The sequence below is a fragment of the Embleya hyalina genome, assembly GCF_003967355.1.
Lineage (GTDB): Bacteria > Actinomycetota > Actinomycetes > Streptomycetales > Streptomycetaceae > Embleya > Embleya hyalina.
This window is the reverse complement of sequence record NZ_BIFH01000034.1, coordinates 174460-188729: the sequence shown is the minus strand read 5'-3', so window position 1 is coordinate 188729 and position 14270 is coordinate 174460. Positions and strand designations below refer to the sequence as shown.

Annotated in this window: 15 protein-coding genes; 8 read left to right on the top strand and 7 right to left on the bottom strand. The window is 69.9% G+C overall.

The window, feature by feature from the left end:
* Positions 1-744 precede the first annotated feature (744 nt).
* Entirely contained in the window at positions 745-1053 is a 309-nt protein-coding gene (locus EMA17_RS36895; protein WP_126641552.1) for a hypothetical protein, read from the top strand.
* Between the two features lie 209 nt (positions 1054-1262).
* On the opposite strand, the gene EMA17_RS36890 is transcribed toward EMA17_RS36895, so the two are convergent.
* The 3 genes from EMA17_RS36890 to EMA17_RS36880 form a co-directional block, all read right to left on the bottom strand.
* Positions 1263-1703 carry a hypothetical protein gene (locus EMA17_RS36890; protein ID WP_218043187.1) on the bottom strand — a complete coding sequence of 147 codons (441 nt, stop codon included), beginning with the start codon at positions 1701-1703 and terminating at the stop codon, positions 1263-1265.
* Between the two features lie 953 nt (positions 1704-2656).
* A complete protein-coding gene (locus tag EMA17_RS36885) occupies positions 2657-3346 on the bottom strand; it encodes an HNH endonuclease family protein (protein WP_126641551.1) in 690 nt (229 codons plus the stop codon).
* Positions 3347-3971: 625 nt separating this feature from the next.
* Entirely contained in the window at positions 3972-4814 is an 843-nt protein-coding gene (locus tag EMA17_RS36880) for a helix-turn-helix domain-containing protein (protein WP_160161705.1), read from the bottom strand.
* A 440-nt stretch (positions 4815-5254) separates the two neighbouring features.
* On the opposite strand from EMA17_RS36880, the gene EMA17_RS36875 reads away from it, so the two are divergent.
* Positions 5255-5752, top strand: a complete 498-nt coding sequence (locus tag EMA17_RS36875; RefSeq protein WP_126641549.1) for a hypothetical protein — start codon at positions 5255-5257, stop codon at positions 5750-5752.
* Positions 5753-5851: 99 nt separating this feature from the next.
* Here the strand turns inward: EMA17_RS36875 and EMA17_RS36870 are convergent, their stop codons facing one another.
* From EMA17_RS36870 to EMA17_RS36860, 3 genes are read right to left on the bottom strand one after another with little or no spacing between them, the layout of a single operon-like run.
* On the bottom strand, positions 5852-6565 hold the full coding sequence (locus EMA17_RS36870) for a hypothetical protein (RefSeq protein ID WP_126641548.1): 714 nt from the start codon (positions 6563-6565) through the stop codon (positions 5852-5854).
* 2 nt (positions 6566-6567) lie between these two features.
* On the bottom strand, positions 6568-7134 hold the full coding sequence (locus tag EMA17_RS36865) for an RNA polymerase sigma factor (RefSeq protein WP_126641547.1): 567 nt from the start codon (positions 7132-7134) through the stop codon (positions 6568-6570).
* Complete coding sequence (locus tag EMA17_RS36860) at positions 7131-7334, bottom strand: hypothetical protein (RefSeq protein WP_126641546.1); 204 nt, start codon at positions 7332-7334, stop codon at positions 7131-7133. Before EMA17_RS36860 ends, EMA17_RS36865 begins: the two co-directional genes overlap by 4 nt.
* Before the next feature lie 427 nt (positions 7335-7761).
* Between EMA17_RS36860 and EMA17_RS36855 the strand changes: the two genes are divergently transcribed.
* On the top strand, positions 7762-8025 hold the full coding sequence (locus EMA17_RS36855) for a hypothetical protein (RefSeq protein ID WP_126641545.1): 264 nt from the start codon (positions 7762-7764) through the stop codon (positions 8023-8025).
* 117 nt (positions 8026-8142) lie between these two features.
* On the top strand, positions 8143-8415 hold the full coding sequence (locus EMA17_RS36850) for a hypothetical protein (RefSeq protein WP_126641544.1): 273 nt from the start codon (positions 8143-8145) through the stop codon (positions 8413-8415).
* A 65-nt stretch (positions 8416-8480) separates the two neighbouring features.
* Here the strand turns inward: EMA17_RS36850 and EMA17_RS36845 are convergent, their stop codons facing one another.
* Entirely contained in the window at positions 8481-9452 is a 972-nt protein-coding gene (locus EMA17_RS36845; protein ID WP_126641543.1) for an ATP-dependent DNA ligase, read from the bottom strand.
* Between the two features lie 561 nt (positions 9453-10013).
* Here EMA17_RS36845 and EMA17_RS36840 point away from each other — a divergent pair.
* The 4 genes from EMA17_RS36840 to EMA17_RS52165 all read left to right on the top strand — a co-directional run.
* The gene (locus EMA17_RS36840; protein WP_126641542.1) at positions 10014-10907 is read left to right on the top strand and encodes a hypothetical protein; all 894 of its coding nucleotides are present in this window, start codon (positions 10014-10016) and stop codon (positions 10905-10907) included.
* Complete coding sequence (locus EMA17_RS36835; RefSeq protein ID WP_126641541.1) at positions 10904-11542, top strand: NYN domain-containing protein; 639 nt, start codon at positions 10904-10906, stop codon at positions 11540-11542. Before EMA17_RS36840 ends, EMA17_RS36835 begins: the two co-directional genes overlap by 4 nt.
* Before the next feature lie 703 nt (positions 11543-12245).
* Positions 12246-12614, top strand: a complete 369-nt coding sequence (locus tag EMA17_RS52170) for a hypothetical protein (protein WP_160161704.1) — start codon at positions 12246-12248, stop codon at positions 12612-12614.
* Positions 12615-12805: 191 nt separating this feature from the next.
* Positions 12806-14270 (top strand): tetratricopeptide repeat protein (locus EMA17_RS52165; RefSeq protein ID WP_160161703.1); only part of this gene is annotated, 1465 nt, incomplete at its 3' end.

The following is a 14270-nucleotide window of genomic DNA, read 5'->3' as shown; positions in this document are numbered from 1 at the left end:
GCTCCGCGGCCCCACCGCCACATCCGGCGAGCGAACCGCCGCCAGCTCGCGGGCACCGAACCGGCTCGGCTCCGCAGCCACCGCAAGCGCACCCCGGCAACCCACCAGGACCCTCGACAAGCGCCCTCGACGCCCTCCTGCGGCCCTCGCACCCCGATCCGCCACACCCCGCCACCAAGGCCCCACAACGCCTCGTGGCGCCCCTCACAGCCCCGCGTGGTCCCCGGGCATCCTCCGGACCCGGGAACGCATTGCGACCGGCAGGGGAACCCGCGCGGAACCTCACAACAAATCCATACAACAAACCGCCCCCGATCCCTGACGGGTCGGAGGCGGTTCGGGCGGTACCGCCCGGTGGCTTCAGCGGTCGAAGGCGAACACCCGGCGGGGTCGATGCGCGGATCGCCGGTGGTCGTGACGGTGAGGTAGCCCGCGAGGACAGCAGGGCCGGCGCCAGGATCAACACCGTGGTGTCGGGCGGCCTGGACGCCCCGTACAGCGTCCGGACGCCAGGAGCGGGCGGGTGGCCGGAGGACGTACGACCCGGGGTGTGGGCGACCACCACCAGGTCACGGCGGACGAAACTCCCGGACGATCGGTCGGGCGGGATGGGACCGATCGGTCCCGCACCCCTGGTCCAACCGGGTTGTATGCGGGTGGGATCGGCGCGGGCGGGACGTGTATGCGTGTCGGGTGGGGGACGGTGGCCGTGGTCCCCCTCCCCCAGCGAAAGCGGGCATCCCCGTGCGACGCATCGGCGTGATCATCGCCTCCACCCTCGGCGCGGCCCTGTTGGCCGCCGGCACCACGGCCTCGGCCCAGGCGCCCCGACACACCGCCCCCGACCCGGCCCCGGCCGCCCCGAGCAGCCACACCGCCCCGGCGGAACGCTGCGTCAACGCCACCGTGTTCCCCTTCGTCGTCCGCAACACCACCCCCGAACCCGCGCTGGTCTTCGACCAGCCCGACTGCGCCGGAGACGTCATCGGCGTCGTGCCGCCCGGACAGACCCAGACCTTCGAGTTCGGGGCAAGCGCGCTGTTCGCGTCGTAGCACCCACCACGACACCACCGGCCCGGCACGTCACCTCGGGGCGGGCGGGTCGTTGGGCCCGGCGTGGTGGTCCGGCGCCTCCCCGTCGCCGGGTCGACCACACCAGATCGGCCCATCCCCCGAGGCCGACCGGGCGGGCCGCGGGCGGACAGCGGCGGGTACGACACCGACGTCCGCCCGCGACCGGCGAACAGCGGGGGGCCGGTCGGCTAGTCGGTCGGGTCGGGTGTGCGCGGCCGGACGTGCCACCGCTCGCCAGCCAACGCCCGCTCGACCAGGTCGACTGCGCGCTCCGTCGCAGCGGCGCGGGATCCCTCGTACTCGTACATCCGCAACACGCCGTCGATCGCGTGCACCGGGATCGCGTCGCGCAGGTCCAGGCGGGCGGTGCCGTAGCCGTCACGCGCCGCGGCCAGGGTCGCCGTCACGTGCTGGTGGGCCATCCGGGCCAGGATCACCGGGTACTTCCGCAGCACGTCGTAGTTGCGGAAGCCGGGCGGACACAGGTCGAACAACCACGCCACGGCGGTCTCCTCCCACCCCGCATCGCCGGGCGGGCGCACGCCCCTGGGCCACCCGGGCGGCGCGACGCCCGGCCAGCGGTGGGGCCGGTCGGGCGTCGGGTTCCGGCCGTGGTCGTGGTCGTGCATATGCCGAGTATCGGTGCGAATCCGCCGACACCGCGCGCAGGCCCGGGACGGGTCGGGCCGCGGCGGCGTCCTCGGGGCGCGGGTCGGGTCAGGCCGTGTCGTAGACCCAGTGCAGCCGGCCGTCCGGCGGATCCGCGTGCTCGTAGTGGCTACGGCCGTACTGCCACGCGCAGCCGTCCGATTCGAGGGCGACCCCGCCCGGGTAGGGCGGGTCGTCGTCGCCGACCAGGACCAGCCACTCGCCGTCCAGGGGTCCGCCGATCAGCCGGATCCCGGCCCGGCCCGGCCCGGTCGGGGTCGGGGTCGGGATCGCGGGGGTCGTGGCCGTACCAGGTCCGCGGGAGGTCGGGGGTGTCGTCCGTCGTCATGGGGGCGACCGTAGCCAGCGCCGACGCGCGGACGGGGATCGGAAGAACACGCCGGTCGGATCGCGGCCGGGCCGGGGGCGGCCCCGGCCCCGCCGGACGGGGCGCGGGTGGGGGATTGCGGGAGAACCGGTGAAATCCCTTACCAGTCTGCGCCATTCGGGGTGGCATACAGGGGCGCCGACCTGCGGTAACGCCAGCCGTGGGGAAGCCGATCTCAATCGGCGCCCCGAACGGCGGGGCGAACGGCGTGGATCCACGGCCCGGTTCGGTGCGGTCGGGCGTGTGGGTCCTCGCGGCGGCGTGGCCGGCGCACCGCTGCGTCCCGCTCGGCCCGGATCGAGGGCGGCGGGATGAGGCGGATCCGACCCGGCCGCGCCGCCCGGGAACCGGTGGGTGCATCGAGAGCGCATCGAAAGTGCGTCGAGGACGCACGAAAGACGGGTGGGCGGTTTCATCCCTTCGGGGCATGTCGCCCCCCAATGGCTGGCTTTCTCGGGGGCGTTGTGCCGGGGGGGTGGGGGTATCGGCCGTCGGCGCCGTGGAGGCCCTGGTCGGGCGTTCGCGGGATTACGGGCCCGACTTCGGTCAGCGGGCGCGTTCGACGGTGATGGTGGTGTCGTCGCAGGCGGCGGCCAGGCGGGTGAGGGTGTCGTGTTCCGCGGGGTCCACCGCCAGGCGCCACCTGGTCTTCACCACGGTCCAGTCGGTGATGTACGTGCAGGTGTATCCGGTGGCCGGGGGGAGCCATTCGGCGACGTCCTTGTCCGCCTTGCTGCGGTTCGACCTGGCGGTGACCGCGATCAACGCGCGGGGATCGTCCAGGTCGTTGGCGTATGCCTGGCGTTCGGCGGGCGTCCAGGCCGAGGCGCCGGAATCCCAACTCTCGGCGAGTGGCACGACGTGGTCCACATCCAGTCCCGCCTGGTCGGCGACGACGACGTCGTCGTACGGCGAGAACCACGTGCCGCCGGTCAGGGCACACCCCGGTCCGATCGCGGGTGCGTCGACCGCCTCCTGCAGGACGACTTCCTTGCGGGTGTTGCAGCCGTTTTTGTCGGCGTCGATCCAGTGCCGGAACTTGGTGCGTTCGTAGCCGTCCCGGCTCTCCGCAGCAATCGGGAGATCGGCGATCGCCGCACGCAGCGTCGTGGTGACCGACTCGCCCGACGCCGCACCCCCGGACGCGGCGTGGGCGGGCGCGACCACCGCGGCGGACAACGCGAAAACCGCGACCGCGGTCACGGTCCCGGTGATGGGGAGGAGTGAACGGCGCATCGGCGAAGGGCCTTTCGGACGACGGGCGGGCGATGACGCCCGGCCCAACGACCACGCGAGCACACGGACACGCACCCGGCCCGACCGACCACCCCCGACGACGAAGGCGCACCCTTTCGGCGCACCCGATGCCCCACGGATGGAGGGCTCCATGAGGTGGCACCTGCGCCGGATACGCCGCGCCCCGGTGCGGTCCGACGGCCGCGCCGCGCTGCCCTACATCCGGGCGTACGCCCGGATGTAGGGCAGTCGAATCTTCGGAACCATGCCGACCAGCCGAGTCATGGCGGTCCGGCTGGGCCTGTAGGAGGTGGGACCTCCGAGGGTTGGCAGTGTGTCTCAACGAGTCGGATCAGTTTGTCGGTGCGTTGGTCAGGGTCGGTGATGGTTCGTGCGGACTGAACCACTTCGTCCTCCAGGATTTCGCGGCGTCGAGCGACTCGGTGGCGCAGGAACGCGTGATGCACGTGCACCCCCAGAAACACCAGCAGGACGCACACCGCAGCGATGATCATGGCGATTCTCACCCATCCCGAAGACAGCACCTGTGGGGTTGCCGGGGTCGCTGCGCCAGCGCACGCAATCAGGGCTGTGGCACCCATGCCGAGTACGGCCTTGTACACGGTCACCGGTCGAGCCCAAACGGGATGAGGGTGCCGCGCTCGCGGGCGCTCTTCGCCTTCTCCCGGAAGCGGCGCAGCCGTCCCTCAACCTGCTTGCGGGTGAGCCCGAGGTGGTCGGCGATTTCGTTCTGAGTCTGGCCTTGGGCGGTCATTTGGACGATGACACGGGTGTGCTGGCTGCGCTCGTTCTCGGCGAGCGTCACGACGGCTTGCGCGAGGGCAAGTTGGCGCGAGGAGGGTTCACTGTCTGCGGGGGTGATCGCACGGGCGAGGAATTCGATACCCAGGCGCTTGTCGTATCGCATGACGCGGTCGTGGTGCTGGGTCCGCCACGCGCGGTAGGTGTCCCCGAGTACGAGCAGGCACAGGCCGCAGAAGTACGTCGTCAGCAACGCCCCGCGCTGCGGGTCCCATCCGCCGTCTCGGAGAGCTTGTTTGGTGAACCTGAGAATCGCCTGGGTGACCGTCATGACGGCCAGGTCCTCGCGGTCGGCCCTGCTACGAGAGAACGTCTTCAGGTCCTCCTCCGTGAAGCGGACCGGCCTCCCGCGCTCGGCGCACGCAACGACGATTTCCCCCGTCCTCAGCCGGGCGTTGAGGAACCTGATCCCATACCTGCACACGTCGTCGGCGAACGCCTCGTAGCGGGCACCGGTGAAGTCGTGGACCCGCATCTCCTCCACGCGTTCGACGTCGCGGACAAGACGTTCGCTCATCTTCGCGGCGGCGTCGAGTTCGCCCAGGATCCGATCTGTCGCAGGTTGGGCAAGTACGACATTTTGGCCAGCTATGCCAGAATTGGGCATAAGGCTTCCGTGACTAAACACTAGTTCTACGTCGCTCATGCTCTGGCATATGGGGATCCCACATCGGCATCCCACGAACTTCCAGAAAAACTTCGAGATTTTTCTTTGATCTTGGTTTCCGGGGCCACTCCGTCGGCCATGCCAGCCGCCGGACCACAACCTGCGGCCCACGACCATCCGAGCCCGCTCAGCAGCGGTGAACGACGTCCCGTGGGCGGGTACTGCCCGAGGCTCTTTCGGCAGGTAACGCGTGCGCTACCCGCGCAGGCAATCGCGTTATCCGGTCCGTCCCCGGGGGCGAAGCGCCGCCTGATCACACGTCATCGACGCGACCTCGGGCCGATCCCGGCAGGCTGATCCGGCGCCCGGTCGAGACGGGATCGGCACCGGGTGCACGGAAGGGGCATCGAGACTGCGTCACAGTGCTCGGAAGGTGCACGACCGAGTGGTAGTGCGCCGGTCGGTCACACCGGCAACACATGCCCGGAGTGATGGATATTTCGCGTGTCCGCCGAGTCGGCGTCGCCTACGGTGAGCCGGTGATTCGAACTCGAACCCTCTATCACTTCACGAAGCCCACATGCCTGGAGCAGATCCTCGCGACCGGCGTCCTCGAAGCTCGCTGGTCGGCGGACGACTCCGCTCCCAAGACCGTGCACACGATGGATTCCACGGCCCCGGAGGATCTTCCCTGGAGTTTCCGTGAGGGCCGGACGATCCGCTTCGAGCTGCGGATACCCGAGGCCGACACCCATCACTGGTTCGTTTGGGCAAAGAAGGCGGACCACGTCCCGGCCAACGTATTCCGGTCGCTCGGCGTGCCGGTGTGGACGCCCGACAATCCGGCGTTCGTCAGCAACCAAAACCTTGGGAGCAAGCATTGGTATGTGATCGAACGCCAGATCCCGGTGGCCGAATGGGTCGAGATCGTGAACATCGACACGGGAACAGTGATCTGGCCGTCTGGGAACCGGTAGTCCACAGTCTCGTCCGGTCTCGGCACCGAGCTTCGATCGGAATGGAGCGGATCGACCCGGATATAGCGATCATCGCCGGTTTTCGCTTCGGCGACATGGTCAGCGGGAAGCGGCGGTGAGTGCGTCGGGCAGGCCGCGGCAGGGTTGGGGGACGCCCGGGTAGTCGTCGTCGCCCTCGACGCGCAGTCGGCGCATCACGGTCTCCAGGCGGTGGGGCAGGCGGGGTCGGTCGCCGCGTTCGCACTGGGCCCGGATGGTCTCGCGTGCGTCGGCGGGCAGGAGCGGGCGGTCGTCCTCGGTGGGTGTGAACGGCGGGGGTGGGGTGGCCCGGGTGAGGGCGGACAGCACCCGGGCCTGGTCCAGCCAGTAGTCGGCGTCGCGGGCCTCGCCGCGGCTGCGGTGTTTGAGGTACAGGCACCACGCGGCGTGGTGGCTGCCGCCGCCGGCGGCGAACCGCCACCAGAACATCGCGCCCTCGTCCCGGCCGGACACGTGCAGCAGGCAGGCGAACACGAGCGCGCCGCGCGGGTCGATCAGCCGACGGTCGTTGACCAGGCGGCCGAGGCGGGCTGCGGCCCTGGGCGAGGTGAGCACCAGGACGTCGGTGACGGCGAGTTGGCGGGCGGCGCGTTCGTGCCGGGGCAGCGCTGGCCCGGCCGCTGGGGAGGGCGGGCCGGCGGCGCGGTCGTCGTCCAGGTCGCGGGCGAGGGCCTCCCGCTCGGCGACCAGGTCGAGGTCCTCGTACTCGCAGACCAGGACCCGGGCCGTCGCCAGGACGTCCTCGATCGTCCGTTCCACGCCCTTCCCGCGCACGTTCACTCTCCCTCGACCTCCGGGTCCTCCAGGCCCAACTCCCGGGCCAGGGTCCGTTTCGCCCACCGTACGTGCGACCGGACGGTGGTTTCCGCAACTCCCAGAATGTGCCCCGTGCGGGCGTCGGAGTACCCCAGGACGTACCGCAGAACGATCACGTCGTGCTGCTTCTCGGGCAGCCGGGCGATCGCCGCGAACAACCCGATCCTGCTCTCCATCTCCCCGAACAACTCCTGCGACTCGCGCAACAGGGCCCGATACGGGTCCGGTTCGGCGAACGACGCGGTCTCGACGAACGCGGTCCCCCCACGCGGGGTACGGCGCTCGACGTGGTCCTTGAGCACCGCCCACGCGTACGCCTCGACCCGCCCCTGACGCAACGCGTGCGCCCAGGAGTCGTGCAGCTCGCGAAACGCCGCCTCCACCGCGCGCCGCGCGGCGGTCCGCGAGCCCAGGTGCAGGTGCGCGAACCGGTACCAGGTGCGGGCGTGGCTCTCGTGGAACACCTCGAACGTCAGGGCGAGGCGGGTGAGTGGTTTGCCGCCGGCTGCTCCCCCCGTCTCGGTCACGAGCCGATCCCTCCCGCCCGCCCGCCCCGGTCCGCCCCGCCGCTCACCGGGCGGGACGCCTCCGGGGGCGGAGGGTGGCGCAGGTGGGCGACGCCGATCCGCACCCCCGCCCCCGACACGCGCGGCAGCGGCACCGCCGCGTCCCGCGGCGGCACGCGCACGACGAGCAACCACGGGACGATGGTCTCCGTACCTGGCACTGTTCTCTCCTCTGCACTCACCGCGCGGAGGCCCTGTCCAGGCGCCCGTACGGGGATGGGAACGGCTCGTTCCTCGCAGCACATGCAACCGTTTCCGGCACGTCTTTGTGCAGCCAGGTCATAACTTTGTGTATTTACTTAATCGCACTGCGTTTAAAAGGAAACGGTCACTTCTTACGCAATCACGAACAACACACACCATCGAAGCGAGGTCGGACGTAAGAGCGCCCCGGAGCGGGCCCTCCGGCTGTCGGCGGCAACGAAACTCCGAGGCCACACCGGGCACGCCGACCTTCGCGCGCGTACGGCACCCGCACCGACACCCGCCGACGAATCCCGACCCGTCGACACACGCGCCACCCCTCACGCCAGGCCCTCCACGGCGTCGGCGCCGGCGGAATCCCGCGGGTCGGCGCAGACTCGGGGCATGGACTTGCCCCAGGCGCACGGATACCTCGTGCTCCCCGGCTTCGGCGACGTCGAGGTCACCCTCGACCTGTTCGACCGGCCGACCGAGGACGAGGCCCTCCCCCGCGCCTGGACCGCGATCGTCGACGGCACACCCGTTCCGGCGGCGGGCGTCGAGGGCGTCCTGCACCTCGACACCGAACCGACCCTCCTCGGGCATCGGTTCGTCGTCGCCGTCGCCGGAGACCACGTCGCGCAGATCATCGGCCACGACCCGCGGTAGCAGGCGCGGCCGGACCCGCAGCGCGCGGCGCGCGGGGTCGGGATGCACCCGAACGAGGCGCACGGCCAGCGGAGCGCCCGGGGCGGGTCGCCGCGGACGTCACGTATGGTCGAACACATGTCCGAAGATTCGTCGTCGCTGCCCGACCACCTCCAGCCCCTGCTGGACCACCAGCTCGCCTTCGAACGAGCCCACCTCGCCTGCCTGCACGCCGCCGAGACCGGCGACGACGACACCCTCAACCGCTGCCGCGCCGAACGCCTGAACGCCATGCGCGCACTCATCACCGCCCGCGCCGACGCCGGCGCCGACAGCGCCCCCGACCGCGACACCCTCAAGAAGGCCGCCATGGCCGTCCTCGCGAACGAAACAGCAGACACACCGGAATAGCCGAACCGCGATCGTCGACACCGACCAGGACGCGGCAGCACATGGCACACCGCGGACGGTCCGGCTCACCCCGACCCGAGATCCTCCGGAGCCAGGTCCGGGCGCAGCCGGTGCCAGGACGGGTGGCGCAGCAGGCCCGCGCGGGTACGGGTGGCGTACGCGACCTCGCCGACCAAACGCGGCAGCACCCACCGCGCCCCGATCACTGCGGGTTCGCGTTCGAACGGGCACTGCGGGACGGCGGCCACCCGCAGCAACTCGGCGAGCCTGGCCCGCTCGCGATCGCTCCAGCCGGTTCCGACGCTGCCCAGGTATCGCAACGCGCCCGCGTCGAACTCCCCCACCAGCAACGCCCCCGGCAGCCCCGACAACCGGCCGCGGCCCGGCACCCAACCGCCCACGACCACGTCGACGGTCCGCCAATTCCTGATCTTGATCCAGTCCGGCGAACGCGCTCCGGGGCGGTACGGCGAGGCGAGGCGTTTGCAGACCAGGCCCTCCAGGCCCACGTCCCGGGTCGCCGCCAGGGCGGTTTCGCCGTGGCCGACGATCGCGGCCGGCGTCGACCACCGCGCGCCCCGCACGTCCAGGTCCTCCAGGAGTCGACGGCGATCGGCGTAGGACGTGCGCTCGGCCACCAGGTCGCGGTCGCCCAACTGCACGACATCGAACACCATCAGGTACGCCGGAACCTCACGGGCCATCCGAGCCGCCCGCGCGGGCGAGGCCGCCAGGCCCATCCGCGACTGCAACCGCTCGAAATCACCGTGCCCGTGCTCGTCCACCGCGACGATCTCCCCGTCCAGGACGGCACGCGTCCCAGCCAAGGCCGCGGCCAGCGGGGGGAGTTCGGGATACGCGGGGGTGATGTCCGCACCGGAACGCGCCCGCAACACAAGCGTCCCGTCACCGGGGAGATAGGTCAGACAGCGTTGACCGTCGAGCTTGGTCTCGTACGCCCATTGATCGTCCTGGCTCGCAGGCGGAAGCGCGCCAGGGGAGGCGAGCATCGGAGCAATCAGGGGCAGCTGGACCATGTCCGGAAACGTCGTCGGCCCAGCTCTCTGGCACACCCAACATCGAGTCCCGTCGCTCGAACGGCGGTGCGGGCAAGGCCATCCGGCCTACACCGTCGCGAAGGGAGGAACCCGCTGGGGCGGATGCCGGAAGCGACATGACGCTCATATGACGGTCGGCGCAATATTGGGGGCGTCCGGGAGGCTCGCAATCCTGCGCGGATCGATCCATGTCCTCGATGCGGCCAGGGAGTGGGTTCCGGTTCCCGGAGGGCGTTGGGGTTCGGCAAGACGCGCTGGCCACGAGCTCGGAGAGCCTACAGACGCTCAGCCGGCTCGACGTACGAAGTCTTTGAGAAAGACAACTATCGAGATCTGAAACGTTAAACATCCACCCTGACAGGCCAGCATTCGTGTACATCATCTGCCCATGGACCAGCGGATATGGCTGGCCTGTGGTGTCAAGTAGCCGTCATTAGACATGTCGATGACTTAATGGGTGCCTCCCAGACGGTTCCGAGCGGCTGTCGGACACCTTGAAGTGGGACCACACACAGGGTCGCTGGCTGGCACGATCACCTCATGAGTGATCAGCCCACCCTCGGACAAACCGAGACCATCGCGGAGTTGCTGCGCTTGTCGCGACGCTCGAGCGAAGCGGTCCCCATCCGCCGGTACTTCGTACAGCAAGACGACCGCGTCGTCGACAACGGTCGGCAAACCACCAACACACGTGGCCCCTTGGCGAGTCTTGTCCGCACCAGCCAGACGAGCGCACTCGACCTGCTGCTCCTGGTCTACGCCGTCACCAGTGGCGGGGACTACGGCACCACGCACTATGCGACGACCTGGTCGCGCGCCCTGGGAAAGTCGTTCGTTGCCAAGGGTGCCGCCGCGCAGGTCTCACGCCTTTGGCGGCAACTCGAAGATCTCAGGTTGATCGAGCGCGCCAACGACGGTCGGCGAGCCAAGGTAACCAAACTTCTGGAGGATGGCAGCGGCCAGCCGTACACCAACCCCGGCGGCGACACAGGGCTCAGGAACATCTACTTCAAGCTGCCCTACGCGTATTGGACCGACGGCTGGCACACCAGGCTCGCGCTTCCGGCGAAGGCGCTCCTGCTCGCTGGGATGAGCCGGCGCAAGCACGAGTTCGCCATATCCGACCGCTCCTTCGCCCGGTGGTACGGGTTTTCCCCTGCCACCGTCGCCAGAGGCCGCAAACAACTCGTCGGGGAGGGCCTTCTGATCCCCACACGCTGCACGCTCGAAGTGAACCTCCACAGCCCCGACATGACCGGCTTGGAGACGCGTCAGCAGTACACCTTCGCCGCGCCCTTCGACCTAAACCTCAGCATCGACGAAGAGAAGGCCCTCGCCGCGCGGCCCGCCGACGAGACAACCGTGACACCCGAAGACTTCCTGTTCGCCCAACCCGGACGAATCTCCATGCCTACGCGAAAGGCCACAGCATGACCACGAACATCTACATCGACGGATTCAACCTCTACTACGGCTGCTTGAAGGCGGATCCCGCGCTCAAGTGGCTCGACCCGGTGCGCCTGTGCAAGCAATTGCTCCCCGGCCGCGACATCCATCGCGTGCGGTACTTCACCGCGAGGATCACCCCTCGCCCGGACCAACCCGACGCACCGAATCGCCAAGATGCCTACCTGCGGGCGCTGGACTCCTTGTCCGAGGTGTCGATCCACTACGGGCGCTTCAGCCAGACGTACCCCCGCATGCGCCTGTCACAACCCCCACCGGGCGGCCCCGGCACCGTCGAAGTCGTCAAGACCGAGGAGAAGGGCACCGACGTCAACATAGCCTCGTACATGCTCATGGACGCCTTCCGCACGGACTGCGACACCTCCGTGCTGATCAGCAACGACAGCGACCTCTGCGAACCGCTGCGCATGGTGAAGAACGAACTCGAAATGACCATCGGCATCCTGAACCCGTGCCCGAGGCAGCCGAGCCACTGGCTTCGAAGTCTGAACCCCGCGTTCATCAAGCCCATCCGCAAGGGCGTCCTGAACGCCTCGCAGTTCCCCGACACCGTCCGGCTCCCGAGCGGCGCCGAGGTCAAGCGCCCCCTCGAATGGGCGTGACGAGGAAAAAGCAGAGGCCCGCCGATGGCGGGCCTCGCGCCCACTCGCCGCAACGAGCAGGGGGTTCAGTTCTAACGTAGCAGAGCCCCGTCGAGACTTCAGGGGCGCCGCAGTGAACACTCGCCTGGGCTGCCGCCAAGGGCAGCTTTCACTGCCTGTGCGGGTTACCCCGGTCCGGCGACACGACGTCGGGTCGGGCGTCTGTGGACCTGCGAGCGGAAGCGCTCGTACTAGCGGACAATTTTTTCCTGCCCTCGGTATAGGCACGCGAACCGCCCTCCACCTCCGGGATCAGGGCGCCAGACGGTGGCGTCGGTCCACGACCAGCGCGCGCCACCGGTCCCGCGCGGCCGCAGCCCCGTCAAGCCACCGAGCTTGCGACGGGGCCACGAAAGGGAAATCGGCCATGAAGCAGCCGATTCCACTTGTCCCAATGGTTGCGGTACTTCACGACCTGCTGGGCAGCGAGTTCCTCGAGCGCGATCCACGGCATCGCAACCTCATCCACCCGATCGCCCTCAGGAGATCCGTCTTGCTGTTGTCGAGCCCGCGCACCACACACGTATCAAGGATGATCATCTCGGCGCCCCCTCCGTCGAAGCGACGATCGTCGCAGAACCACCGACGGGAGGACGACGATTTACAGACGATCCGTTTGCGGGTTGGCCGCACTTGATCATGCTCGTCGTCGGACGATGGGGTCGTGACGGGTTGGCGGAAGGTCTGTCTGGTGGCCGTGGCGGTCGTGGGTGTGGCGGCAGCGGTGGGGTTGGTCGTGCTGGTGATCATCGCCGACCTTGAGACGGCGGCCGCAGCAGGCAGCGTGGTGGGGGCGGTGACAGGTCTCGCATCGGCGGGCCTGTCGGTGTGGGCGCTGCTCGGCTTCGCCTCGACGACGGTGTTCGCGTCGGGCGGCTCCAACGCGGCGGGCCGGGATATGCATAATCCCCGGGCCCGGGCCACCGGTCCCGGTTCCGGGCCGTCGACGGCTCCGGGGCCGGGCGTTTCGGCGTCGGGAGGGTCGAACGCGGCCGGTCGGGACATGAACGACCCGACCGCGCAGGGCCAATGACTCCTTGGCGCCGCAGAAAGCGGCCCGCCGGAACCGGCCCCGCAACCACAGGCGCGGAGCCGGGCGTCTCGGCGACCGTCGGGTCCAACGCCGCCGGGCGCGACCAGTACAACCCGGTGGCTATCCATGCCGAGGTCGCTCTTCCAGCCGAGGCGTACGCTCCCATCCCTGACGACGCCGCGGCATCCGGGGTGTCGAACATCCCCACCACGACGCTGTTCGTCGGCCGCGGCGATGACCTGGAACGGCTGGACGCGACGTTCGCGGACACCGGGGAGGTGGTGGTGCACGCGGTGCACGGCCTCGGCGGCGTCGGCAAGTCCGCACTCGCCGCGCACTGGACCGCCCGACAGCCCGAGGCGGTGCGCTGGTGGATCACGGCCGACACCACCGCCGCAATCGACGCGGGCATCGCGGCGCTGGCACGGGTCCTGCACCCCGGACTCGCCGCCCTGCCGGTCGAGTTGCAGACCGAACGCGCCATCTCTTGGCTCGCCACCCATGCCGGATGGCTCCTGGTCCTGGACAACGTCGAGGATCCCGCCCACATCCGCCCGCTCCTCGACCGCACCCCCGGCGGCCGCGTCCTGATCACCACCCGGCGCGCCACCGGCTGGCACCACCACGCCACCACTCTGCGCCTGGACGTCCTCGAACCCGTCGACGCCGTCGCCCTGTTCACCCGCGTCCTCACCCACCACGGCCCCCGCGAGAGCGACGGCGCCGAAGCGGTCTGCGCGGAACTGGGACATCTGGCTCTGGCGGTGGAACAGGCCGCCGCGTACTGCGCCGAGACCGGCACCACTCCGATCGCCTATCTCGACATGCTCGCGCAATGGCCCGCGACGATGTTCGCCGCTGCCACCGGCGGCGCCGACTCCGCGCGTACCGTCGCCCGGATCTGGCGTGTCACCCTGGACCGCCTCGCCGACACCCCGCCTGCCGGGGACATCCTGCGGATCCTGGCCTGGTACGCCCCCGACCGTATCCCGCGCGATCTCCTCGACACCGTCGCCGAACCCCCCGAACTCGCCACCGCCATCGGCCGGCTCGTCGCCTACAACATGATCACCGACAACCACGACGGCACCCTCACCGTCCACCGCCTCGTCCAGACCCTCGCCCGCACCCCCGACGAGAGCGACCCCCACCGCCGACCCACAGATGTCGAGCGTGCTCGCGAGCAGGCCACCGCCCGCCTTGCCTACACGTTCCCCCGGGAGGTCGACCGGCCCACCAACTGGTCCCGATGCCGGGACCTCCTGCCCCACGTCGACGCACTCACCGGCCGACACGAGCCCGACCAGGACACCGCCGCCACCGCTCACATTCTCGACCGCGCGGCCGCCTACCGGGAGAACCAAGGCGCGCTGGCGCCCGCCATCGAGGCATTCCGGCGTGCACTCACCACCGCGGTGCGGGTGCTGGGCGAGGACCACCCCGACACCCTGAACTCCCGCAACAACCTCGCGGGCGCCTACCGGGCGGCGGGCGACGTGGACCGGGCCATCGAGCTGTACGAACGCACCCTCGAGGACTCGGTGCGGGTACTGGGCCAGGACCACCCCCACACGTTGATCTCTCGCAGCAACCTCGCGTACGCCTATCGGGAGGCCGGTGACGTGGGCCGGGCCATCGAGCTGTACGAACGCACGC

What these genes read in the sequence shown, in the direction of transcription:
- EMA17_RS36890 (WP_218043187.1), bottom strand. Translation starts at nt 1,703, where the DNA reads ATGCACGACCACGACCACGGCCGGAACCCGACGCCCGACCGGCCCCAC.
- EMA17_RS36885 (WP_126641551.1), bottom strand. Translation starts at nt 3,346, where the DNA reads ATGCGCCGTTCACTCCTCCCCATCACCGGGACCGTGACCGCGGTCGCG.
- EMA17_RS36880 (WP_160161705.1), bottom strand. Translation starts at nt 4,814, where the DNA reads ATGAGCGACGTAGAACTAGTGTTTAGTCACGGAAGCCTTATGCCCAAT.
- EMA17_RS36875 (WP_126641549.1), top strand. Translation starts at nt 5,255, where the DNA reads ATGCCCGGAGTGATGGATATTTCGCGTGTCCGCCGAGTCGGCGTCGCC.
- EMA17_RS36855 (WP_126641545.1), top strand. Translation starts at nt 7,762, where the DNA reads ATGGACTTGCCCCAGGCGCACGGATACCTCGTGCTCCCCGGCTTCGGC.
- EMA17_RS36850 (WP_126641544.1), top strand. Translation starts at nt 8,143, where the DNA reads ATGTCCGAAGATTCGTCGTCGCTGCCCGACCACCTCCAGCCCCTGCTG.
- EMA17_RS36845 (WP_126641543.1), bottom strand. Translation starts at nt 9,452, where the DNA reads ATGGTCCAGCTGCCCCTGATTGCTCCGATGCTCGCCTCCCCTGGCGCG.
- EMA17_RS36840 (WP_126641542.1), top strand. Translation starts at nt 10,014, where the DNA reads ATGAGTGATCAGCCCACCCTCGGACAAACCGAGACCATCGCGGAGTTG.
- EMA17_RS36835 (WP_126641541.1), top strand. Translation starts at nt 10,904, where the DNA reads ATGACCACGAACATCTACATCGACGGATTCAACCTCTACTACGGCTGC.